Origin of the sequence: Rhodanobacter sp. L36, from assembly GCF_009765755.1 — a bacterium.
Classification (GTDB): Bacteria; Pseudomonadota; Gammaproteobacteria; order Xanthomonadales; family Rhodanobacteraceae; genus Rhodanobacter.
The window spans coordinates 1,053,913-1,074,863 of the sequence record NZ_LMUV01000011.1 but is presented as its reverse complement, the minus strand read 5'-3'; the positions used below and the strand labels follow the sequence as shown (position 1 = coordinate 1,074,863).

General features: G+C 61.7%; 24 protein-coding genes and 2 tRNA genes. 15 read left to right on the top strand and 11 right to left on the bottom strand.

Going from position 1 to position 20,951, the window contains the following annotated elements:
* The first annotated feature begins 78 nt into the window (after positions 1-78).
* The 5 genes from folC (at position 79) to GSQ73_RS14555 (ending at position 5,594) form a co-directional block, all read left to right on the top strand.
* A complete protein-coding gene (folC, locus tag GSQ73_RS14575; protein ID WP_158885216.1) occupies positions 79-1,374 on the top strand; it encodes a bifunctional tetrahydrofolate synthase/dihydrofolate synthase in 1,296 nt (431 codons plus the stop codon).
* Between the two features lie 99 nt (positions 1,375-1,473).
* Positions 1,474-2,511 carry an SPOR domain-containing protein gene (locus tag GSQ73_RS14570; protein ID WP_158885214.1) on the top strand — a complete coding sequence of 346 codons (1,038 nt, stop codon included), beginning with the start codon at positions 1,474-1,476 and terminating at the stop codon, positions 2,509-2,511.
* A 35-nt stretch (positions 2,512-2,546) separates the two neighbouring features.
* The gene (locus GSQ73_RS14565) at positions 2,547-3,218 is read left to right on the top strand and encodes a CvpA family protein (RefSeq protein WP_158885212.1); all 672 of its coding nucleotides are present in this window, start codon (positions 2,547-2,549) and stop codon (positions 3,216-3,218) included.
* Between the two features lie 15 nt (positions 3,219-3,233).
* Positions 3,234-4,709, top strand: a complete 1,476-nt coding sequence (gene purF / locus GSQ73_RS14560) for an amidophosphoribosyltransferase (protein ID WP_158885209.1) — start codon at positions 3,234-3,236, stop codon at positions 4,707-4,709.
* Positions 4,710-4,784: 75 nt separating this feature from the next.
* Positions 4,785-5,594 (top strand): ferritin-like domain-containing protein, encoded by an 810-nt coding sequence (locus GSQ73_RS14555; RefSeq protein WP_158885207.1) that lies wholly within the window; start codon positions 4,785-4,787, stop codon positions 5,592-5,594.
* A 14-nt stretch (positions 5,595-5,608) separates the two neighbouring features.
* Here the strand turns inward: GSQ73_RS14555 and GSQ73_RS14550 are convergent, their stop codons facing one another.
* Together GSQ73_RS14550 and GSQ73_RS14545 are read right to left on the bottom strand one after the other, a co-directional pair.
* Positions 5,609-6,868, bottom strand: a complete 1,260-nt coding sequence (locus GSQ73_RS14550; RefSeq protein WP_158885205.1) for a phospholipase D-like domain-containing protein — start codon at positions 6,866-6,868, stop codon at positions 5,609-5,611.
* Between the two features lie 222 nt (positions 6,869-7,090).
* Positions 7,091-7,167, bottom strand: a tRNA-Pro gene (locus tag GSQ73_RS14545).
* A gap of 162 nt (positions 7,168-7,329) precedes the next feature.
* Here GSQ73_RS14545 and hisS point away from each other — a divergent pair.
* The 3 genes from hisS to GSQ73_RS14530 all read left to right on the top strand — a co-directional run bounded on the left by hisS (position 7,330) and on the right by GSQ73_RS14530 (position 11,125).
* On the top strand, positions 7,330-8,709 hold the full coding sequence (hisS, locus tag GSQ73_RS14540; protein ID WP_158885203.1) for a histidine--tRNA ligase: 1,380 nt from the start codon (positions 7,330-7,332) through the stop codon (positions 8,707-8,709).
* 83 nt (positions 8,710-8,792) lie between these two features.
* Positions 8,793-10,685, top strand: coding sequence for an aromatic amino acid ammonia-lyase (locus GSQ73_RS14535; protein ID WP_254063414.1), 1,893 nt, complete (start codon positions 8,793-8,795; stop codon positions 10,683-10,685).
* 41 nt (positions 10,686-10,726) lie between these two features.
* Positions 10,727-11,125, top strand: a complete 399-nt coding sequence (locus tag GSQ73_RS14530) for a DUF6165 family protein (protein ID WP_158885199.1) — start codon at positions 10,727-10,729, stop codon at positions 11,123-11,125.
* Positions 11,126-11,206: 81 nt separating this feature from the next.
* Here the strand turns inward: GSQ73_RS14530 and GSQ73_RS14525 are convergent, their stop codons facing one another.
* Positions 11,207-12,247 (bottom strand): glycosyltransferase family 9 protein, encoded by a 1,041-nt coding sequence (locus GSQ73_RS14525; protein WP_158885197.1) that lies wholly within the window; start codon positions 12,245-12,247, stop codon positions 11,207-11,209.
* Between the two features lie 48 nt (positions 12,248-12,295).
* On the opposite strand from GSQ73_RS14525, the gene GSQ73_RS14520 reads away from it, so the two are divergent.
* From GSQ73_RS14520 to GSQ73_RS14510, 3 genes are all read left to right on the top strand, one after another.
* Positions 12,296-13,027: a 3-deoxy-D-manno-octulosonic acid kinase gene (locus GSQ73_RS14520; RefSeq protein WP_158886497.1), complete on the top strand. Its 732-nt coding sequence runs from the start codon at positions 12,296-12,298 to the stop codon at positions 13,025-13,027.
* Complete coding sequence (locus tag GSQ73_RS14515; RefSeq protein WP_158885195.1) at positions 13,024-13,785, top strand: MBL fold metallo-hydrolase; 762 nt, start codon at positions 13,024-13,026, stop codon at positions 13,783-13,785. The genes GSQ73_RS14520 and GSQ73_RS14515 overlap by 4 nt, the downstream gene beginning before the upstream one ends.
* Positions 13,786-13,978: 193 nt before the next feature.
* Positions 13,979-14,068, top strand: a tRNA-Ser gene (locus GSQ73_RS14510).
* 64 nt (positions 14,069-14,132) lie between these two features.
* On the opposite strand, the gene GSQ73_RS14505 is transcribed toward GSQ73_RS14510, so the two are convergent.
* Both GSQ73_RS14505 and GSQ73_RS14500 read right to left on the bottom strand, forming a co-directional pair.
* Positions 14,133-14,897 carry a hypothetical protein gene (locus GSQ73_RS14505; RefSeq protein ID WP_158885193.1) on the bottom strand — a complete coding sequence of 255 codons (765 nt, stop codon included), beginning with the start codon at positions 14,895-14,897 and terminating at the stop codon, positions 14,133-14,135.
* Positions 14,898-14,908: 11 nt separating this feature from the next.
* Positions 14,909-15,130, bottom strand: coding sequence for a hypothetical protein (locus tag GSQ73_RS14500; protein ID WP_158885191.1), 222 nt, complete (start codon positions 15,128-15,130; stop codon positions 14,909-14,911).
* A 174-nt stretch (positions 15,131-15,304) separates the two neighbouring features.
* On the opposite strand from GSQ73_RS14500, the gene GSQ73_RS14495 reads away from it, so the two are divergent.
* The 4 genes from GSQ73_RS14495 (at position 15,305) to GSQ73_RS14480 (ending at position 17,027) form a co-directional block, all read left to right on the top strand.
* Positions 15,305-15,982, top strand: a complete 678-nt coding sequence (locus tag GSQ73_RS14495) for a hypothetical protein (RefSeq protein WP_158885189.1) — start codon at positions 15,305-15,307, stop codon at positions 15,980-15,982.
* Between the two features lie 60 nt (positions 15,983-16,042).
* On the top strand, positions 16,043-16,264 hold the full coding sequence (locus GSQ73_RS14490) for a hypothetical protein (RefSeq protein WP_158885187.1): 222 nt from the start codon (positions 16,043-16,045) through the stop codon (positions 16,262-16,264).
* Positions 16,265-16,344: 80 nt separating this feature from the next.
* Positions 16,345-16,587 carry a hypothetical protein gene (locus GSQ73_RS14485; protein WP_216844784.1) on the top strand — a complete coding sequence of 81 codons (243 nt, stop codon included), beginning with the start codon at positions 16,345-16,347 and terminating at the stop codon, positions 16,585-16,587.
* A 200-nt stretch (positions 16,588-16,787) separates the two neighbouring features.
* Positions 16,788-17,027, top strand: coding sequence for a hypothetical protein (locus GSQ73_RS14480; RefSeq protein WP_158885183.1), 240 nt, complete (start codon positions 16,788-16,790; stop codon positions 17,025-17,027).
* 17 nt (positions 17,028-17,044) lie between these two features.
* Here GSQ73_RS14480 and GSQ73_RS14475 read toward each other — a convergent pair whose 3' ends face one another.
* Genes GSQ73_RS14475 through GSQ73_RS14450 form a run of 6 tightly spaced genes read right to left on the bottom strand, consistent with a single transcriptional unit; the run spans position 17,045 to position 20,920 of the window.
* Positions 17,045-17,677, bottom strand: a complete 633-nt coding sequence (locus tag GSQ73_RS14475; RefSeq protein ID WP_158885181.1) for a hypothetical protein — start codon at positions 17,675-17,677, stop codon at positions 17,045-17,047.
* Between the two features lie 40 nt (positions 17,678-17,717).
* Positions 17,718-18,038 carry a hypothetical protein gene (locus GSQ73_RS14470; protein ID WP_158885179.1) on the bottom strand — a complete coding sequence of 107 codons (321 nt, stop codon included), beginning with the start codon at positions 18,036-18,038 and terminating at the stop codon, positions 17,718-17,720.
* Positions 18,039-18,041: 3 nt separating this feature from the next.
* Complete coding sequence (locus GSQ73_RS14465) at positions 18,042-19,562, bottom strand: hypothetical protein (RefSeq protein ID WP_158885177.1); 1,521 nt, start codon at positions 19,560-19,562, stop codon at positions 18,042-18,044.
* A gap of 1 nt (position 19,563) precedes the next feature.
* On the bottom strand, positions 19,564-19,893 hold the full coding sequence (locus GSQ73_RS14460) for a hypothetical protein (RefSeq protein WP_158885175.1): 330 nt from the start codon (positions 19,891-19,893) through the stop codon (positions 19,564-19,566).
* Complete coding sequence (locus tag GSQ73_RS14455; RefSeq protein ID WP_158885173.1) at positions 19,890-20,594, bottom strand: hypothetical protein; 705 nt, start codon at positions 20,592-20,594, stop codon at positions 19,890-19,892. Before GSQ73_RS14455 ends, GSQ73_RS14460 begins: the two co-directional genes overlap by 4 nt.
* Before the next feature lie 5 nt (positions 20,595-20,599).
* Positions 20,600-20,920 carry a hypothetical protein gene (locus GSQ73_RS14450; protein ID WP_158885171.1) on the bottom strand — a complete coding sequence of 107 codons (321 nt, stop codon included), beginning with the start codon at positions 20,918-20,920 and terminating at the stop codon, positions 20,600-20,602.
* Positions 20,921-20,951: the final 31 nt, after the last annotated feature.

The window sequence follows — 20,951 nt, the reverse complement described above, 5'->3', positions numbered from 1 at the left end:
CGATGCTTTAAACTTCGTGGCTTGTTCATTCGCGCGACGAGCGACGGATGCCGATCATTCCCCGCACGAAGTCTATGCATGGCCCGCACTCTCGCCGAATGGCTGGCGTATCAGGAACGCGTCAACGTGCACAGCATCGAGCTGGGGCTCGATCGTGTGCGCCAGGTATGGCACCGCATGGGCGCGCCGAGTCCGGGCAAGCGCGTGATCACCGTTGGTGGCACCAACGGCAAGGGTTCCACCGTCGCGCTGCTCGAAGCGATGGCAGGTGCCGCCGGATTGCGCGTGGGCAGTTTCACGTCGCCGCATCTGATGCGTTACAACGAACGCGTGCGCATCGACGGACACGATGCCGACGATGCGTCGCTGATCGCATCGTTCGAAAGGATCGAGGCGGCGCGCGGCGCCGATGCGGATGACGCTGTTCCACTGACCTATTTCGAATTCGGCGCACTCGCGGCGCTGGACCTTTTCTCGCGCGCGAGTCTCGACCTCGCCATCCTGGAAGTCGGTCTCGGCGGGCGCCTGGACGCGGTCAACATCGTCGATGCGGATGTCGCCATCGTCACCACCGTCGATCTTGATCACATGGACTGGCTCGGCCCGGATCGCGACAGCATCGGTCGCGAGAAGGCAGGCATCGCGCGTGCGGGTCGCACGGTCATCGTTGGCGAACTCGATCCACCCGCAGGTTTGATCGATGCGCTGGACAAGCTCGGTGCCGATGTCGAACGCTACGGCAAACATTTCCGCACCGAGCGCCACGCCACTGGCTGGCGCTGGCAACATCGCGACGGTACCGCGATGGAATTGCCCGACCCGGTGCTGGCCGCACCGGTGCAGTTTTGCAACGCCGCTGCAGCGATCGCCGCATTGCATGCGCTGTTCACGGATGACGAGGCGATGCTGCCGAAGAATTTTTTCGCCGCCGTGCGGTCCGGCCTGTGGGATGTTCGCGTGCCGGCGCGATTGCAATCGCTTGGCGGCGATCCGTCGTTGACCGTGGATGTGGGCCACAACCCGCAGGCCGCGCGCGCGCTGGCCGAGTGGCTCGATCTGCAGCCCGAGGCTCGCGTGCATGCAGTCTATGGCGCGCTGATCGACAAGGATGTCGCCGGTGTGCTGAGTGCGCTGGATGGACGCATCGCCCACTGGCACCTCGCCGGCCTGGAGCGCGTCACGCCGCGCGGCATGAATGCGCAGACGCTGGCCGGCATTCTCGAACAGACGTTGCCGCGCGCATCGTTCGACATCTATCCGGATGTACCGCGCGCCTTGGCTGCGGCACGCGAAATGGCACGGCCCGGCGAACGCATCCTCGCGTTCGGCTCGTTTTTCGTGGCGGGCGCAGTGCTCGCCGAACGCGCCGCCTGAACGTCGCGGAGCGGAAACAAACGAGGTTCGCCATGCCACCGGACGCAGGCAGGTATAATCACGCTGTTACATGCCGCGTTTGACGTCTGGAGCGAAGTCTTGAAAACACGCCTGCTTGGTGCCGCCGTCCTGATCGCCTTGGCGGTGGTGTTCGTACCGATGTTCTTTTCCGGCAAACCGCCGGCCCCGGGTGGCGATCAGTCGGTGAGCCTTGTCATCCCGCCGGCACCCGATGGCGATCTCCAGACCAAGACCATGAGCCTGGCACCCGATGCCACGGTGACATCGCCCGCAGTGGCCACATCAACGACGACGGCGGTGATTCCCGGAGCCGCCGGTCGCCTGGCCACGGTGGATATCGGTTCAAATCGTCCGCGCGATGTGGAAACCGATCCGAATGCCGGCAAGCCGCCGCAACCGACGACGGTCACCACAGCCACCGGTACCACGCTGGCGCAGCCGGTGATTCCGATGCAGAACACGCTGGCGGCGAGTACGCCCGTCATCAAGCCGAAGCCGAGGCCGACATCGGTTGCGCCTGTGGCATCGAAGCCGGTGTCGGCGCCAGTGAGCGCGGCAGAAACGCCAGCGCCTGCGGCGCACGGTAACTACAGCTTGAACCTCAGTGCGTATGCCAGCGCTGCTGGTGCCGCGAATCTCGAACGTCGCGTACACGCGCTGGGTTATCCGGTGAGCAGTCGCGCGATCAACCAGGCCGGCCAGTCGCGGACGCTGGTGATGGCCGGACCGTTCGCCACGCGCACGGCGGCTGAAGCGGCGCGTCTGAAAATCACCCAGTCGATTCCCGGTGCGCCGGCAAGGTTGGAGCAGGATGCCAGCCATGACGATGACGCCGCCGCGGCGCCATCCGCGCGCAACACAACGGCCGCCACCAAACGTGCTGGTGGATGGGCCGTACAGCTGGCGGCGATGAGCAGCCAGGGCGATGCGACCGCATTGCGCGACAAGTTGCGCGCGAACGGGTTCGACGGGTTCGTCGATTCGGTGCAATCCGGCGGCAAGAAACTTTGGCGCGTGCGCGCCGGTCCGCAGACGCAGCGTGGCGATGCGCTACGCGTGCACGATCAGATCAAGTCCAAGCTGGGCATCGACGGCAACGTCGTTTCGATGCCTTGAATTCCACGCGCCAGCCCACGAACCGGAGTGAGTGAGTGAACTGGACCGACGGCGTCATTCTCGGCGTACTGACTTTGTCGGTATTGATCGGTCTGTTTCGTGGACTGGTTGCCGAACTGCTGTCGCTGGTGATCTGGGTGGTCGCGTTCTGGTTTACCTGGACGTTCGGCCCGGTGGTATCGGCGCATCTGGAAAACACCATCCACATGCCGATGTTGCGCGAGACGGTTGGCTACGGCGTCTGCTTCGTGGTCGTGCTTATCGTGGGCGCGGTGATCCGCTTCGTCATGCGGCGATTGCTGTGGAGCAGCGGCCTGTCGGGCATCGATCGTCTGTTCGGCATGGTGTTCGGATTTCTGCGCGGCGTACTGATCGTCGCGGCGCTGGTTTTCATGATGGGCTTGACCGGCATGACGCGCGAGCCGTGGTGGCAGCAGTCGGCGATGGTGCCGCAGTTCCAGGGCGTGGCGGCGTGGCTTGGCCAGGTCATTCCGGCGAGCGTGCCAGCCAGCGTGCGCGACAATCTGCATCCGCAGGCCATGCTCGACAAGATCCATCCGTCGGACATGCTCAAGCACCTGCCTGACTTGTCCAAGCTGCCGCACGTCCCCATCTCGGGCTCGTCGTCATTGCCGGCATTCCCGGGCACCCATCCATTCCGGCCGGCGCCTGCGACCAGCGCACCGAATCCAAACTCCACTCACTGAAAGCAGGCTGCCACCATGTGCGGAATCATCGGCATTGTCGGTACCACTGAGGTGGCGTCGGCGCTCTATGACGGGTTGACGGTGCTGCAGCATCGCGGCCAGGACGCTGCCGGCATCGCGACGGTGGATGGCTCGCGCTTGCGCCTGCACAAGGGCAATGGTCTGGTGCGGGACGTGTTCGGCGAAGCATCGATGAGCAGCCTGCGCGGACGCATCGGCATCGGCCACTGCCGCTATCCGACGGCCGGCTCGGAAGGCTCGGCCGAAGCCCAGCCGTTCTACGTTAATTCGCCTTACGGCATCGCCTTCGCGCACAACGGCAATCTGGTCAACACCGACGTGCTGCGCCGGGAAATGTTCGAGGACGATCGCCGCCACATCAATACCGATTCGGACTCCGAAGTGCTGTTGAACGTGCTCGCGCACGAGCTGCAGATCCAGGACCGGATGGAATTGACGCCGGATCACATCTTCAAGGCGGTCGCCGGCGTGCACGCGCGCGCCAGCGGTGGTTACGCATGTGTGGCGCTCGTGCTCGGCTACGGCTTGATCGCATTTCGCGATCCGCACGGTATCCGTCCGCTGGTGCTGGGCGAACGCGTGACGCCGGAAGGCACCGAGTACGCCGTAGCATCCGAGTCGGTCGCGTTCGACGTGCTCGGTTTCCGGCGCGTGCGCGACATCGCGCCGGGCGAGGCAGTGATCATCACCGACCAGGGCAAGCTGTATAGCCGCCACTGTGCCGACGGCGCGCTGCATACGCCGTGCATTTTTGAATACGTGTATCTCGCGCGACCCGATTCGATGATCGAGGATGTCTCGGTCTACAAGGCGCGTCTGCGCATGGGTGAAAAGCTCGCCGAAAAAATCATGCGCGAGCGCCCCGACCACGGCATCGACGCGGTGATTCCGATCCCCGATACGGCACGCACTGCGGCCAGCGCCTTGGCCGGCGCGCTTGGCGTGCCGTTCCGCGAGGGCTTCGTCAAGAACCGTTATATCGGCCGCACCTTCATCATGCCGGGGCAGGGCGAGCGGGTGAAATCGGTGCGCCGCAAGCTCAACGCCATCGATCTGGAATTCCGCAAGAAAAACGTGTTGCTGGTGGATGATTCCATCGTGCGTGGTACCACGTCGAAGCAGATCATCCAGATGGCGCGCGATGCCGGCGCAAAGAATGTCTACTTCGCATCGGCAGCGCCGCCGGTACGCTATCCCAATGTCTACGGCATCGACATGCCTTCGACCTCCGAGCTCGTCGCTGCCGGTCATTCCGAAAAGGAAGTGGAGAAAACCCTCGGCGCCGACTGGCTGATCTATCAGGATCTGAAAGACCTGATCTGGGCCGTGCAGGATGGCAACGAGGCGCTGCAGCAGTTCGACACGTCGTGTTTCTCCGGCGAATACGTCACCGGCCTCGACCAGCGATATCTGGAACAGATCCAGCTGCTGCGCTCGGACGACGCCAAGGCCGCGCGCCGCGTGGGTTGAGTGCGAGAGTCGAGGGCGCCAGAACCGCGCCTTCGTTCCACCATCTCGTGCTACTCGGCTCTCGTCCCTAGATTGATGACTGACCTCCACGCTGCCGCCAAGCGATGCCTCGACGCCACCGATCCGGCGGAAAAGCTGCGCCTGTCGCGTGAAACCTGGGATGCATTGCAGGCTGGCGAATTGCATGCCGATTCATCGTCGACATTGCCCGAGCCGATCACCGCGCCGGGCCGCCCGCTCAAACCGCAGTTGGTCAATGCGCGCCAGGTGCCGCAGCGCGGACTCGGCAGCGCGGAAGGTCGCGCCGCGCTCGTGCATGCCGTGGCGCACATCGAATTCAACGCGATCAACCTGGCGTGGGACGCGGTCTATCGTTTTCGCGGCAAGCCTGACACGTACTACCGCGACTGGGCGAGTTGCGCCAACGACGAGGCGCGCCACTTCGCCATGCTGTCGGAGCGCCTGGCCGAACTCGGTCACGCCTACGGCGATTTCGACGCGCATGACGGCCTGTGGCAGATGGCCGAAAAAACTGCGGACAGCGATATCGCACGCATGGCGCTGGTGCCGCGCGTGCTCGAGGCGCGCGGCCTCGACGTGACGCCCGGCATGATCGATCGCCTGCGCCATCTCGGAGACACACGCACGGTGGAAATTCTCGAAATCATCCTGCGCGAGGAAGTACCACACGTCGCCGCCGGCACGCGCTGGTATCGCCATTGCTGCGAGCGCGCCGGACTCGAACCGGTCGACACGTTTTTCACGCTGCTGCGTGATTACATGGGCGTCAATTTACGTGGCCCTTTCAATCGCCCGGCGCGACTTGAAGCGGGATTCGTGGACGCGGAACTCGATCGACTCACCGCGATGGCGCAAATCGGCTGAACTTGTAATGCAGCTCAGTGCGTGCGCGGCGCCGCGTAATTTTTGCCCGGGTCGAGCGTCGTCACGTAACGGCCATTCCAGCCGGCATCGAAAATCTGCGTGAGCGTTTTTGCCGCCCCGACGCCGTGCACGAACACCGATGCATCGACCGACGTATTGAAATAGCTCCACTCCCAGTTGCCGGTGCCGATGAAGGCACTGCGATCGTCCGCGACCACGTACTTCGCGTGTTCGACTCGCGCGTAGGCGATGAATCCTTCCGGCGCAGGCGGCAGCTGGCTGAACTTGATCGTGATGTTGGGCAGCACAGCCAGACTCTTGAGATACGCCTGCGTCGGCTCGCGCAGTGACCAGTCGGCCACGATGATGCGCACGTCCACGCCACGCGCTGCGGCATCGCGCAGGGCGTTGTCGATCGGCGGCCACCAGCCTTTCGGGCCGAACTGCTTGATCGCGGATATCGTCATCGCCTGGATGCGCAGCACGTGCCGACTCGCTTCGATCATCTGCACCAGCGCAGCTTGTTCCTGCGTCACCCACGCAGGCATCAGCGCCGGTGGGCTGAAAGCGGGAAACACGATCAATGGATCATCGCTGCGCGCATTCAAGATGATGGGATCTGCCGCAGTCACCGGCGCGAATCCCGGCGCCTGTGCCGCGCGTTCGGCTGCCTTTGGCAAGTCGGTTTGATCGGCCAGTTGCCAGTCGACATCGAAGGTGGCCTCGAACGTCTGCGCAAAGCGCGCGTCGAGAACGCGCACGCCGATTTCGTGGATTTGTTCGAGCGCGCGCCAATCCAGGTTTGCGCTGCCGACAAAAACATCGGCGCTATCCACCACCAGGTATTTTGCGTGCAGCACGCCGCCGGTCAGGGCCGTGATCGGCAGCAGCCGAATGGTGATCTTGCCGTTCTGTCGCAAGCGATCGACGCCGACCTGGTTGTTTTTCAGGAAGCTCTGGTCCAGCAATACACGAACGTGGACGCCCGCGTTCGCACGCGCGATCAACGCATCCAGCACCGGCGTCAGACTGCTGCCCGGCCGGTCGGAAATATAGAAAGCGGCGATGTCGATGCTGTGCCGCGCACCGCGGATCATCTGCAACCACACGTCCTGTGTGCGCGGCACGCCGGGCGCGCCGTAGACCGTTGCCTCGGGCACGCTTTCGACGATCTGGAAATCCGCGGCCGGCGCAACACGGTGACGGGTTTCGGCCATGATCGGCAGTGCGAACAGCAGAGCCCACAGGCACGAGAGCATGGGCAGCTTGATCATCGAAGTCCCCCGGAAAGCAGTCGAACAGGTCGCCGGCGAAAGCCGGCTGCACCGAAGCTGATCCATGCTCGCTAGCTTGCTCCGCTTGGCGTGACAAGGGAATTGCCGGTGCGTCGATTCTTCGAATGTCCAGGCGCTTTGCGACGGGTCGTCTGCGCTAAGGTCATAAAAAAGCCGCCTGGCGAGGCGGCTGATCTAACCTTGAAGTTCAAGGATGCATCTTGGTCGGGGAGACAGGATTCGAACCTGCGACTTCTACGTCCCGAACGTAGCGCTCTACCAGGCTGAGCTACACCCCGTGGGAAGCCGCGTATCTTAAACGCCGAGGGTGACCTTGGCAACAGCGCGATGCATGCGGCGCGCTCGCCCGAGGCCGCAGCTTGGCCTTCTGCTAATCTTCACGGCTGCCGTCGCGCGGCCTGCGCCGTGACGGACTTCCCCCATCGTCAGTAGAGGATTTCATGGCGCTTACCCCGGCCCGCACCATGCCCGGCGTACTCGAGCTGCTGCCGCTCGACCAGATCGCGTTCCAGCGCATGCTCGACGTAATCCGCCGCAACTACGAGCGCTTCGGCTTCCTGCCGATCGAGACGCCGGTGATCGAGTATTCCGACATCTTGCTGACCAAGACAGGCGGCGAGACCGAGCGCCAGGTTTATTTCGTGCAGTCGACCGGCGCACTCGGCAAGAGCGACGAAGGCACGCCCGAGTTGGCCTTGCGTTTCGATCTCACCGTGCCACTTGCGCGCTATGTCGCCGAGCACGAGCGTGAACTGTCGTTTCCGTTCCGTCGTTACCAGATGCAGCGGGTTTATCGCGGCGAGCGCGCGCAGCGCGGTCGTTTCCGCGAGTTCTATCAGTGCGACATCGACGTGATCGGCAAGGATGCACTGTCGGTGCGTTACGACGCCGAAATTCCGGCGGTGATTTACAGCGTGTTCCGTGAACTGGCAATCGGCCCGTTCACCATCCAGCTCAACAACCGCAAGCTGATGCGCGGCTATTTCGAAAGCCTCGGCATCGCCGACGCCGAACAGCAAATGCTGGTGTTGCGCGAAGTGGACAAGCTCGACAAGCGCGGCGCCGATTACGTGCGCGACACGTTGATGGGCGAGCTGTTTGGCCTCAACGGGGAGGTCACGCAGAAAATTCTCGCCTTCGTGCAGGTGCGCTCGACGTCTTTGCAAGATGCTCTCGACAAGCTCGATGCGCTGGGCGCTGGTCCACAAACGATGGAGCAGGGCCGTAACGAACTAAAAGAAGTGCTGAACCTCATCCACGCCTTCGGCGTACCCGATTCGCACATTGCATTGAACCTCTCCATTGCGCGCGGACTGGATTACTACACCGGCACTGTCTACGAGACCACGCTCAACGATCATCCGCAGATTGGTTCCATCTGTTCGGGCGGCCGCTACGAAAACCTGGCGAGCCAGTACAGCCGCTCGCACCTGCCCGGCGTGGGCATTTCGATCGGGTTGACCCGGTTGTACTGGCAACTGCGCGACGCAGGTCTGCTCAACACCGCGCAAAGTACGGTCGATGTGCTGATCACCCAGATGGACGAGGCGCAGATTCCGGCTTATCTCGCGCTCGCCAGTGAGTTGCGTGGTGCAGGCATCGCGACCGAGGTCGTGCTCGAAGGCGGCAAGCTCGGCAAGCAATTCAAGTACGCCGATCGTGCAGGCATCCGTTTCGTGATCGTGCTCGGCGAGGACGAGATCGCTCGCAGCGTCGTCACCGTGAAAGATCTGCGGCGCGAAGACCAGTTCGAGGTCGCGCGCACCGAGCTGATCAAGACACTGCGCGTGGAACTGGAACAAGCCGCAGCGATGGGTTGAAGAATTTTCGGTTCGGTCGACGCGATCGCTGATCGCATCGCGACGTTTTTCATGGATTCATGCGGCACTGTCTGGAGCACTTCGTGAGCAACACCATTCTTCTCGACGGCAGCAGCCTGACGCGCGCCCAACTCGTGGCCGTCGCGCGATCCGGTACGTCGGTGGCACTGAACCGAAAACAACTCGAACGCGTGCAGCACGCGGCGGACTTCCTTGCCGACAAGGTCAGTTGCGGCGAGCCGACGTACGGCGTCACCACCGGCTTCGGCAGCAATGCGGACAAACTGCTCGGTGCGCATCGCCTGCGTGACGAATTACCCGGCGGCAATCCGCACGCGCCGGAAGGCACGCTGCTGGAAGAACTGCAGCACAACCTGATCATCACCCACGCGGTCTGCGTGGGAAAACCGTTCGCCGAAGACGTGGTGCGTGCGATGCTGTTGATCCGCATCAACACGCTGATGCGCGGGCATTCCGGCATTCGCGTGAGCACACTGGAAGCCTTGACGGCGATGCTCAACGCCGGCGTGGTGCCGGTGGTGCCGGAGAAGGGATCGGTCGGCGCAAGCGGCGATCTCGCGCCCTTGTCTCACCTTGCCATCGTGCTGCTGGGCGACGGCGAAGCGTTCTACGAGGGCGAGCGCATGCATGGCGCCGAGGCACTCAAGCGTGCGGGACTCGCGCCGATCCGTCTCTCCTTCAAGGAAGGTCTGGCGCTGAACAACGGCACCGCGCAAATGCTGGCGACGGCCGCGCTTGCGCTGGACACGCTGGAACAGTTGCTCGACACCGCCGACCTCGCTGCGTCGATGACGCTGGACGCGTTCGCGGGCCGCAGTGGCGCGCTCCGCGCCGAAGTACACGCGTTGCGTCCGCATCCCGGCCAGGTGGAAACCGCTGCGCACGTGCGCGATCTGCTCAGCAATTCCACGCTCATCGACATTCCTTATCACCTGGTGCCGCGCTTCAAGTCGTGGAGCGCCGATGCGTGGAGCGAGCCGGATGATCAGTCGCTCAGCTTCGACATCAGCTGGGATTGGGTGCCGGCCAATCAGCGGCACGGACGCGAAGCGTTCTACAAGCGCTTCATGCCATTCAGAGGCGGAAAAAAACATCAGCCACAGGATGCGTACAGCCTGCGCTGCATGCCGCAGGTTCACGGTGCGGTTCGCGACGCGTGGGCGCAAGCGTGTCGCGTGATCGATATCGAACTGAATTCGGTCACCGACAATCCGCTGATCTTCCCGGACAACGACGACGCGCAGTTCATCGAGGAGCAGGTGATATCCGCGGGCCACTTCCACGGCATGCCGCTGGCGCTGGCGATGAGCTACGTGAAGGCGGCGATTCCCGTGCTCGCCTCGATCTCCGAACGGCGCCTCAACAAGTTGGTGGATTCGGCGACGAACGATGGCTTGCCGGCTTTCCTCACCGGCAACGAGGACGGCACGGATTCGGGTTTCATGATCGTGCAGTACACGGCCGCTGCGCTGGTCAACGATCTGGCGACGCGGGCGCATCCGTCCAGCGTGTATTCGATTCCGACCAGCGCCAACGCGGAAGATCACGTATCGATGGGCGCGAACGAAGCGCGTCACGTGCTGGAGATGATGGAAGATCTCGGCCATGTGATCGCGCTGGAAATCTACACCGCCGCGCAAGCGCTGGATTATCGCCAAGCCATGTTGAACGCGGCGCGCCGGCTGGCAAGTCGTGGAGGCTGGCAGGCACTGGCGGGCAAGATCGCCAACGCGCCGCGCGAGGATCATCCGCAACACGCGCAGTTCGTCGACGAGGTGCAACAGCTTGCTTCGGCGCTCGCCACTGCGGGCGACTTCCACGCCGGCACCAGCGTGCGCGATGCGCATGCAATCCTGCGCCAGCACATCGCCTTCATGCATCGCGACCGAGCCATGGACGGTGACGTGCGCACGGTGTGTGCACTGGTGCAGCAGGGTGCGTTCCGACAGTCCTGAACGCGACAAACCATTCAAACCTTTGTAGCGGAAGACACGCGATGAGCCTGATCCAGACCCCCGTTTCCTACGGCGAACTGATCGACAAGATCACCATCCTCGAGATCAAGTCACGTCGCATTACCGACGATGCGAAACTCGCCAACGTGCGCAACGAACTTGAGTTGCTTCTCGCGACGTGGGCGAACAGCACGGCGTCGCAAACCGATATCGCCGATGAACGTGCGCGCTTGCTTGCGGTGAACGAACTGCTGTGGGACATCGAGGACAAGATTCGCATGAAGGAGCGCGCGCAGGCGTTCGATCAGGAATTCATCGAGCTGGCGCGTGCGGTGTATTTCCGCAACGACGAACGCGCGGCTTTCAAGCGAGAGATCAACCTCAAGCTCGGCTCCGAGCTCGTCGAGGAAAAGTCATACCAGGATTACCGAGCGGTATGACGTCCGCCATGTAGAGGCGCACCCTGTGCGCGAATGCTCTTACGCAACGTGACGGAGAGCATTCGCGAACAGGGTGCGCTCCTACAATCGCATGGCGAGGGCGGCGGCTTCGAAGCGTTCGATCACGTCGTCGACCGCGATCAAATCCATCACGCCGGGCTTCTCGATCTTGGTGCCCCACGCGATCTCGCTGGCCGGTTTGCCGAGATATTTGCGCGACGCTTCGTCGTACTTGTTGACGCACCAGCGCCGGTCGGAATAGGGGCCCGAGCGATCGGGATTGCTGGCGGCGTGCAGGCCCAGCACCTTGGTACCGGCGGCATTGGCGATGTGCATCGGGCCGGAGTCGGGCGTAAGCAGCAACGACGCGCGGCCGAGCAACGCCAGCAGTTTTTTCAGCGTGTCCTTTCCGGTCAGGTCGATCGGCGCAGAGCGACACGAAGAGATCACGGCATCGGCCATTTCGCGCTCAACGGCCGATGGCCCACCGACGAGCACTACACGCCAGCCACGAATCGTAGCGTGGTCCATTACAGCCGCGTAGCGATCGGGCCGCCAGTTGCGCAGCTCGTGGCTCGACGTGGGGCTGACCAAGAGCGTCGGCGCTGTATCGGGCAGCTGTTCGGCCGCCCAGTCGAGCGCTTCGTCAGGCACGGGAATGTCCCAGCGCACTTTCGATTGCTTGAGACCGAGCGGTTCGCAGAAGCTGCCGATCGCATCGAGCACGTGTTCGCCGCTGCGCTCGGGAATTCGTTCGTTGATGACCAGGCCGTGCAAGTCTTTCGAACGCGCGCGGTCATAGCCGATGCGCCGTTCGGCGTGTATGCCCATGCTCAGCAGGTTCGAGCGCAACGCCACCTGCATCTGCAGCAGCGCGTCGAAACGTCGTCCGCGCAATGCAACGTGCACCGCGCGCATGCCTGTCCATCCGGCCGACTTGTCGAAGGTGACGAATTCCACGCCGGGGAGATCACCGACCAGTTTGCGTTCCAGCTTGCCGACAATCCAGGTGAGCGACGTGTTCGGCCACGCCTGTTGCAGCGTGCGTACCAGCGGCACGACATGCGTAACGTCGCCGATGGCCGAGGTGCGCAGCAGGCAGATCGAAGCGGGGGCTGTCATGGGCTTGGGCTAGAATTGCCAGAGAAATGAGCGGTGGAGTTCGCAGCACTGATGATGCAGGAACGCACACACGAAGATGCGGAAGGCGTGATTCTGTTCGATGCCGCCGTGTCACCACAAGTCGGGCGCGAATGGCTCACGCCGGATTACTGGCGTGAACGTGGCGCGCTTCGGCTGGAATCCGGTGGGCGGGGTGGCGTGGCGATCATCGACACGCCTGCGGGTGAATGCGTGCTGCGCCACTATCGGCGTGGCGGCGCGGTCGCGTCGTTGATGGCTGATCGATATGTGTGGACTGGCGCGAGTCGCACGCGACCGTTCGCCGAGTTTCGCCTGCTCGCGCACATCGCGGAGCGTTCGTTGCCTGGGCCAATCGCTGTCGTGGCGGGCTACCGTCGTCACGGCCTGTTCTACAGCGCCGATTTGATCACCCGGCGTATCGATGACGCGAAGACGCTGGCTGACTACATTTCAGGGAATCGTTTCGATCGCGAGATCGCCGAAGAAGTTGGCGCGCTGGTCGCGCGTTTCCATCGTGAAGGGATCTGGCACGCGGACCTCAACGCACACAACGTGATGATCGCCCCCACCGGGTTGTATCTGATCGACTTCGATCGCGGTCGTGTTCGTGAACCCGAGACTGGCTGGCAGCAGGACAATCTGCAACGCTTGCGCCGCTCCTTGCTCAAGCTTGGTGCAGCGAGAGAGGGCGAAGCAGCTTTTGATCACACTATCTGGCAACCCCTTCTCGATCGTTACGGACGTACGCTGACCGCATGAACTGGCATCTGCATTTTCTCGGCGTCGGCGCCGCACACGCGGTGTCGCTCGGTTCGTCTGCCGCGGTACTCGAGCGCGACGGCGTGCCGATGCTCTTGATCGATTGCGGGCCGGATACGCTCGATCGCTATCTGGCGGCTTACGGCGCACCACCGGCTGCGGTATTCATCACGCATACGCATATGGATCATGTAGCCGGGCTGGAACAGTTGTTCATCAAGCTGTGGTTCGACGAACGCCTGCGCGGAAAGACGCGGCTGTTGGCGCATGCGGCGCTGGTTCCATGGCTGCAGACGCGAGTCGCCGATTATCCCGGCGTGCTTGCCGAGGGCGGCGTCAATTTCTGGGAAGCATTCCGCTTCGTGCCATGCACGCGCGGTTTCTGGCTCGATGGTCTGTGGTTCGACGTGTTCCCCACGCGGCATCACGTGCCTGGAACGTCCTACGGTCTGGCCCTCGATGGCAGCTTTGTGTACACCGGTGACACCCGCCCGATACCCGAAGTACTCGCGCGCTACTCCGCCACCGGCGAAACGATTGCCCACGATTGCAGCCTGGTGGGCAATCCCTCGCACAGCGGCATCGATGATCTCGAGCGCGAATACGTCGATGAAACGTTGCGTGCGCAATTGCTGCTGTATCACTACGGCAGCGTCGCCGATGGCGTGACATTGGCCGCGCGTGGCTACCGCATCGCGGCCCAGGGCGATCGCATCGAACTGCCTGCTCCTTCCACGCCAAGGCCCGACGCAGGCTGAAGTGAAGGCCTGCTCGCTTGCCTGTCGTGGGGCCTGCGGCTATCCTTCCGCTTCTTTGTCGGGCCCGATGCTCGCCGAAGAGAGTGATGCGGAGAGATGTCCCGGTGATTGTTCGGGGAAAGTCTGGAGTCGCGTATACGGTCAAACGTATCGACCATTCCGCTCTGTGTACGGTAGTGCTGAAAAGTTATGCGGAGAGGTGTCCGAGTGGTTGAAGGAGCACGCCTGGAAAGTGTGTATACGGTCAAACGTATCGCGGGTTCGAATCCCGCTCTCTCCGCCAGATTATGAATCAAGCCCCTGATTTCAGGGGCTTTTTTGTTTGGCCGGCGGTACTATCCACAATTCTACCCATGAGTCACTTTTCCTTGTTTAACCCATCCCCAAAGCGGCGGTGTGACTAGCAAGGCGATCCAGACGAGCGTGATAGGTAGGAGAATAATTACCGTGGTCGACAGGGTGGGGCAACTATTCACTAGATCCGCATACGCTTGGGCAATCTTGACCCAGTTCAGAAGGATGGCCGCGCATGTGCCCCAAGCAATGCTGGCTAGCATAGCCAGCCGGTGCCAAGCGTTGGGCCACGTTGTATCGAATGCGAAAAATCTGGATTGGGAGTACCGGATTTTGGTGGTATGTATGAGTCTTGAGACCAGTGGTGTTCCCCGATCTTCCGCCGACTTGACTCGTTCAATGCAGAGCCTCACCGTTGTTGCGCACGCTCGTGGACCTAGTCGATCGCTATCAAGACACAACCATTTAAATCCGGTTCTGAATGCGGCCAACTGCTGATAAACGTAGGCGACATCCTTTGCGTTTTGCAGTCCTAAGAGTCCAAGCCTTTCAACGCAGGCATCGAACACGGGATTAACAGGCGACTCAAAGCTGGGGAAGTTCGGTTTTTCCCCGCGGTCGAACATTTCCGCCAACGATGGGAAGGTGGATTGAACCGGAGATACGGCCTCCAGAAAAGATCCTATTTCTCCCGCGAGAGCGGCTGCCAAAGTCTGTCCGTCGCGGAAGCGCCTGTAGTCTTCTGAGACAAAGTGCGCCAAGTAACCGACGATGATTGCGCCGGCTACGGCAATGACTGCGCCATACAGACTTTCCATTTGTGCGTCCCTTATTGCTGAACATACCCGCGAGCGCGCATGCACTCTGCGAGCAGCGACCGCGTGGCGAACGGATTGAACGGGCCGTTCTGCGTGTGCAGATCGACGTCGTACTCGCACTGCGCCTTGTCTTGCTCGAAGTTGGAATAGTCGCCGTCTGGCTTGGACCATTTCAGCGAGGCGCAGCTCGCCAGCACGGCAGACACCACGCAGGTCGCGATCAATCGTTTCATCCCTGTCCCCTGTTCGGTTGTGACGCGTGTGAGCGTGACACCTCATCCCGGGCGATACGGTACACCGGGTTCGCCGCAGCGGCTACAGGTCGAATCTGAACCCCTGAGACGCCCCCGTAGCTATCGTAGGCTTCGAATTTTCTCCTTAAATTGTGCATCACTCGGACCACATTCGTGATCAACATACAGTCTCAGTATTCGCCTGAAGCAGCAGATCATTTGGCACGCGGTCGAGCATGGCTCACTGAAAGCTCAAGCGGCGATAACTGCGCTGCAATCGCCTACGCTGCTCTGGAGCTAAGGTTTGCCATAGAGCGCCTGACTGTCAGCTACTGGTATTCGCTGCGCAACCAAGAGATACAAGCGCGTGACCTGCATGAAATTAGATCTTTCAAGCGCGTTGAGAAGCGAATCTATGAACTAGGCGGGCACCAGAAGGAAATCAACGGCAACTTCGAATTCATGCGCATCATGCTCGAGGCGTTGAAGATCGATAGACCTTGCGAAACTCCCAAGATGGGTGAAATAGCTAGCCACTGGCACGTGTGTAGCGAGTACTGCCATATCGGCTGGCCGCTCGCTTCGATCGCCCCGGAGGTTAAAAGCGCAGCATTCGTGGAGCTGACTGAAGTTTCGGAGTCTTTGCTCCGCTACGTGACGAGTTTCGGCTGGCCCGTGTTTCGAGACCAGGCGACGATCCACCTTAGAGATAAGTTTGTGAGGGGTGAGATATCTTCGGAAGACGTGCTGGACCACTTCAGGAAGACAGGGCTGTATGCGGTGGAAAAGCCGGCGGGCGACAAGGTTGCCAGATTTATGGGTATAGCCGTTCCGCCACAGTTGGAAGCCTGATTCGCTGAGGCTGGCCACTGGTTAATCTTTCCTCAACCCACTCCAGGGGCGGGCAATCCCATGCTTCCCGATCGCGGCAACCTGAAACGCATGCTGGTGAGCCTGGACAAGGCCGTCGCCAATGCGGTGAAGCATCACCCGGACGAAGTCGATTTCCGCGCGACGTTCCGCGAATCCGTGCGTCTGCTCATGCTTGAGTCCAGCGAGTGCGATCACGAGTGGATTCACGGCCAGCTCGAGGAAATGCTCGCGCGGCATGGGCTGAAAGACTTCGAGCTGTAGCCACGATGGCGCACGACGTGCAGGTACGCTGGAATCGCGCAGTTCGCCAAGGACAGCCAATCGACCGATGGTTCGCCCACGTGGACTTGCCGACCTACACGATGGGCTTCGCTCAGGTCGAGTATGTCGACGGGCAATGGTGGTTGATCGTCTTCACCATGGCGTGCCGGCGTGCGCACCCCGAGTTGAAGGAACAGCGCATTCCCTATGCGTCACCGCGGACGGCCAAAAAGCACCTGGAGGCATGGGTGCGGGCGAACTGGCCGATGATCAAACGGCGATTTGGCTTGTACACGCCGCCCGTCATAGGTAATTCGTCGTAGCTGCCGGCGCACTTCCGCCCATCGGCCAGCCCCTACAAATTCCGGTGCATGCCGCCGATGCCGGGCAGATGGCCGCGGCGTCACGCTGTGTCTGCCCCGTGAGCCGGGACCAACCGACAGGACGTCAGGCGCAAGCCGGCATCAGGATGTCAGGTGGCACCGGCAGAGCGGGGCGACTCTTTTCCACGTGAGCTGCGCGCATGGTTCTGTACACGGTCAAGCAAGACGCCATGGGGTTGTGGAGCGTTCGCCGCATGGGCTTGGCGTTGTTCAGTGACTTGAAACTCGCCGCGGCCATCGAGTTGGCGCGATCGGTAGCCCGCGACGAACACGTCCGCAGCGCCCGGCCAGTAAATATCGAATTCCACGACGTGTCGTCGGTGATCCGGCTGGGCAGCTACGCGCGTGAGCGCGTGCAGGAACGCGTCACGACTTGGTGAGCGCTTAGTACCTCAGACTACGTCCTAGCCCACAGCGCGGTCCGTATCAAGTGCAATCCTCTCCGAATCCGCTGTACCCGGTTTGAGAACAACATGGGATGGACAATGGATAGCTGCGGAGGATTTTGAAGCGATGAATCATCAAATTTCACTATGAACGAAAATTCTGACGATCTGCTGAATCTATCGACCAGTCGCAATACAAATTTCAATTCCGCAGCATCGAATTCCGCTACCGGCTGCGCCGCGTGATCGAGTAGAAAATACTTGCCTCGTGTTGTAGAAAACCATGCGAATAACTGCAAACTCTGTGTTTGCCCGGCATCGATAGTTGCTCGTTGTCCGGCGCCCAGACCGTCCCATAAAAGCGGGTAAGACACGTTGCGTGCTTTCTGTCTAAGCCATGCGCTCACGTCTTTTGCGGCTTCGCCGGCAAAAGGAATGCCCAAGAACGCTGGCTTGTTCAGTATCGTTATATTCCAGCCTTGAAGCGCGGAAGTTCCCCCGCCGCCGCCGCCGGAAATAATCAATCGCGGCCGGTTAGACCTGATCGATAAAAGAGTGCTTAGGGTAGCGCCGACTACCGCGCCAATGACCAGAAGCGCCCAAGGGCTTAACGAGGTGATCAAACTATGGATCTTCGGCCACATACGTCCGCCTTCTTCCCTGGGCACAATCTAGAATATATCGCTAAACCACCTCCGCCAACGCGTACCCATTCAACACCGCGCTGGAAGTGATGGGCGCGCGAGGAACGCGCGGGCTCTGCGCAACCATCTTCGCGATGTTGCGACGCTGCTCTGCCATCACTGCAGCCTTGTGCCTGGTCGTAGCGAGCTCGGCCGCGCGCGAGACGCGTTCCGCGATCGGTAGCGCGCGCCACGCGGTAGGGTCTTCTGCTTCCAGGTCGTGGAACGCGGTTTCTACGCGTTCCTCCGCGGCGTGTATTTCGTCGTTGTGAAGCTCACGGCCGGCGGCTACGTGCATTGCGTCGAGTGCGATCTTGTCCATTGCTCAGGCTCCGTTGCGTGCAGCACATGAGGCGACTGCGTCGAAAACGCGACTGTACTTATCAGACGCGTTGCGCTGCTGCTGCATCTCGTTTGCCATTTGCCGATAAGTGATTTCGCGTCCGTCGTCGGCTAAATACGTGCTGCTTCCATTGTTGTGCACGAGGTGGTCGAGCATTTGCTGGTGAAAATCGTCCAAGAGCACATCATCCGACGACGTGTCTCTCGCCGGCGGCGCGGTGTCTTCGGGCAGGGCTCGACGTTCCGACTGCGCAAATTCGGATGGGTCGATCATTTCGTGCGCGATATGACCGACAAATTCGAGCGCATGCGCTGGAGGGAATAGCATTCCAAGTGCTGTTCCTGCGCCGTGAATCGCCGTGGCGACACTGGCGGCCCTCTGTCGCCACGGGGCCAACTGCTCGGCAGGCAATTCTTGTCTGTCGACTTCGGCGATGGCTTCTTCGTATCCCGGAAGATCTTCCATAGCCGCTTCGTGCAGCGATGCATCGACCTCGTGTATCGGATCGGGAATCACGCCGTCCATGATCTTCTGCGCAACGTCAGGCTGCACGTCAGGCAGATCGCCGTCTGCCATGCGCGTCAGCGAGTCGGCCATCGTTTCCGCGTGCGCGTTCGCCGCGGTCGGATCCGTTGGTACGCCAGGCGCCGATCGGTTGAAGTGTTCTTCGGTGGAGACGGCCGAAGCTGCGTCGACATCGGCCGGATTCACGGCGCCGTGCGTGTAGTGGCCCATCGTGCCGAAGGCGGCGCCCAAGATGGCATCCGATGCGATCGCTTCGCCATCGAACACGCGATATTGATTCGCCTGCGAGTCGTAGCCGTTGGCTTTCAGCACGGTGCTGGTCGCGTACCGCTGCGCCGCACCGAGCCCGATGCTCGTCGCGCTGCCGCCGATGATGCTCTGCGCCAACGTCTTGCCGAACTTCATCGGGACGAACGCGGATGCGGCGGAAAAGATGCCGGCCACGCCTGCCTGTTCCATCGCCGTGTTGTCGTCCAGGCCGTTCTGCTTCGCTTCCAGGAACGTGCTGTGCGCGCCAGTGCTACCGAGCAACGCGGCTGCGCCCCACGGTCCCGCCACCGCCGCGCCCGCGCCGCCGATCGTGACGTTCTCGGCCGTACCGGACACGACGCGGCCCACCGCGCCTGTCTGCCGTGGATCCTGTCCACTCGCGCCCCATTCGGCCACGACCTGCGCAGCCGCCGCGGACTTCGCGCGCGTGACTTGGTCGAAGACTGGAACCGTCTCGGGCAAGCCGAGTGTCTGCATGTTCTGGTTCGACTCATCGACCAGTTGTCGGAACGCGTGATAGTTCTCGTCCAGCGGCGTGCCCTGCAGCGTGTCTTCTGCCAAGGAGCCCAGTTTGTCGCCAGCGGACGCTAAGCCCTTGGGTATGGCAGTCAGCAGTCCTTGCAGCGCGCCAGGGGCAGGCACGGCGGTCGTGCCCGCCATCTGCGAAATGCGGGAATCGTCGTCATCGGTCCAGGACAGAAAGCCCATCTCAGTTTTCCATTTGAGTTTGTGGAGCAACACGCAGCCAGGACATCAGACGCGCGTACGCGATATCGACGTCCACACCGACCACATCGAGACACCAGCGGAAGCTAAACGGCGCGCAGCTGGCTTTGTTCTGTATCCACGCGAGGGCACTGCGCTCGTCTTTGCGTGCGAGTGCAGTCGGATCCAGTTGCCAGCGCTTCGCGAGGCGTTCCAAGTCCCTGATCGCAACGTTCACCATTTCCGCCGCCATCTGGCGGGCAGGGCCGTAGCCGGCCGTTCGCTCGATGTCGTACGCGGGATCGGCTTGGACGGCTCGCGACTGATGCATCAATCGCCCCAGCCGCCGGAGCTGCTTCCAGATCCGAGCGTGCCGTAATCGGTGCCACCGGTCAGGCTGTTGCCGCCGCTGTAGTAGCCGGTGCTGTTGCCCGAGCCCAAGTAGCCATAGTCGCCACCGCTGTCGCCGCTGATGCCGCCGGCGCTATTCATGTCGTTCATGAAGCTGCTGCTGTTGCCGCCAACGCTCGACATGTCGCTGCTGAAGCTGCTGTTGTTGCCGCCGAGGTTGTAGGTGTCGTTTCCGCTCGAGTTTTGGCCGGCGTTATCCATGCCGCCATTGCCGCCGCCGAAGGATGCAAGGCCAGCCGCGGAAGCCGTCGCGAACTGTGTTCGTTGGGTGTTGTGCGCCAGCAAAAGCAGAGAGGCTTTTTGCTTCATGTAGTTCAGAGCGGTGTTGTTGTAGTTGTATGCCTGCGTCGAACGATCGAGCACGCCGCGGCGGATCGAGTCCGCCAGTGCCGCATTCGGCGATCCGTCCATCGTGACGCCCGAGCCGCTGTAGCCCGCAGCCATTTTGCCTTGCGTGCTGGCGATATCACGTGCCATCGCCTGGTCTGCTGCCTGACCTTGCTGCAGTGTCGTGTCGGCGTTGAACTGCGCGACCTGTGCATCGTGCTTGTCGGCGGCGATCTGATCGGAGATGGCATGCTCGGTTCCGAAGAACGAGATGCCCGCGGCTACGTAGTTAGTCATTTGGCTTAGCCGTAATACGAGACGTTGAGAATTCCGCCGGCGACTTCGGTAATCAGTCGGATCGCCGCCAGGTTGCCGGCGTAGTCGATTTCCGTAGCCGCGGTGATGCGGTTGCCAGTGGTGGCGGTCGGGTTCGTGCCGTCATCGCGCCAGCGGATCACCTGCGCTTCCGCGCCGATGCGTGCCTGCCGAGCGCCGGCCGGCGGCGTCAACGCGAAAGCTGTACCGGTCGCCGTGATCTGCTGATAACCCAGCGGAATAAGTGCGGCATGGAACACGGCGGATTGCTGGACTTTTTGACCGTTGCGCGAATCGAATAAAGACATTTCAGTTCCTCGAAAATAATTTCAAAAAAGT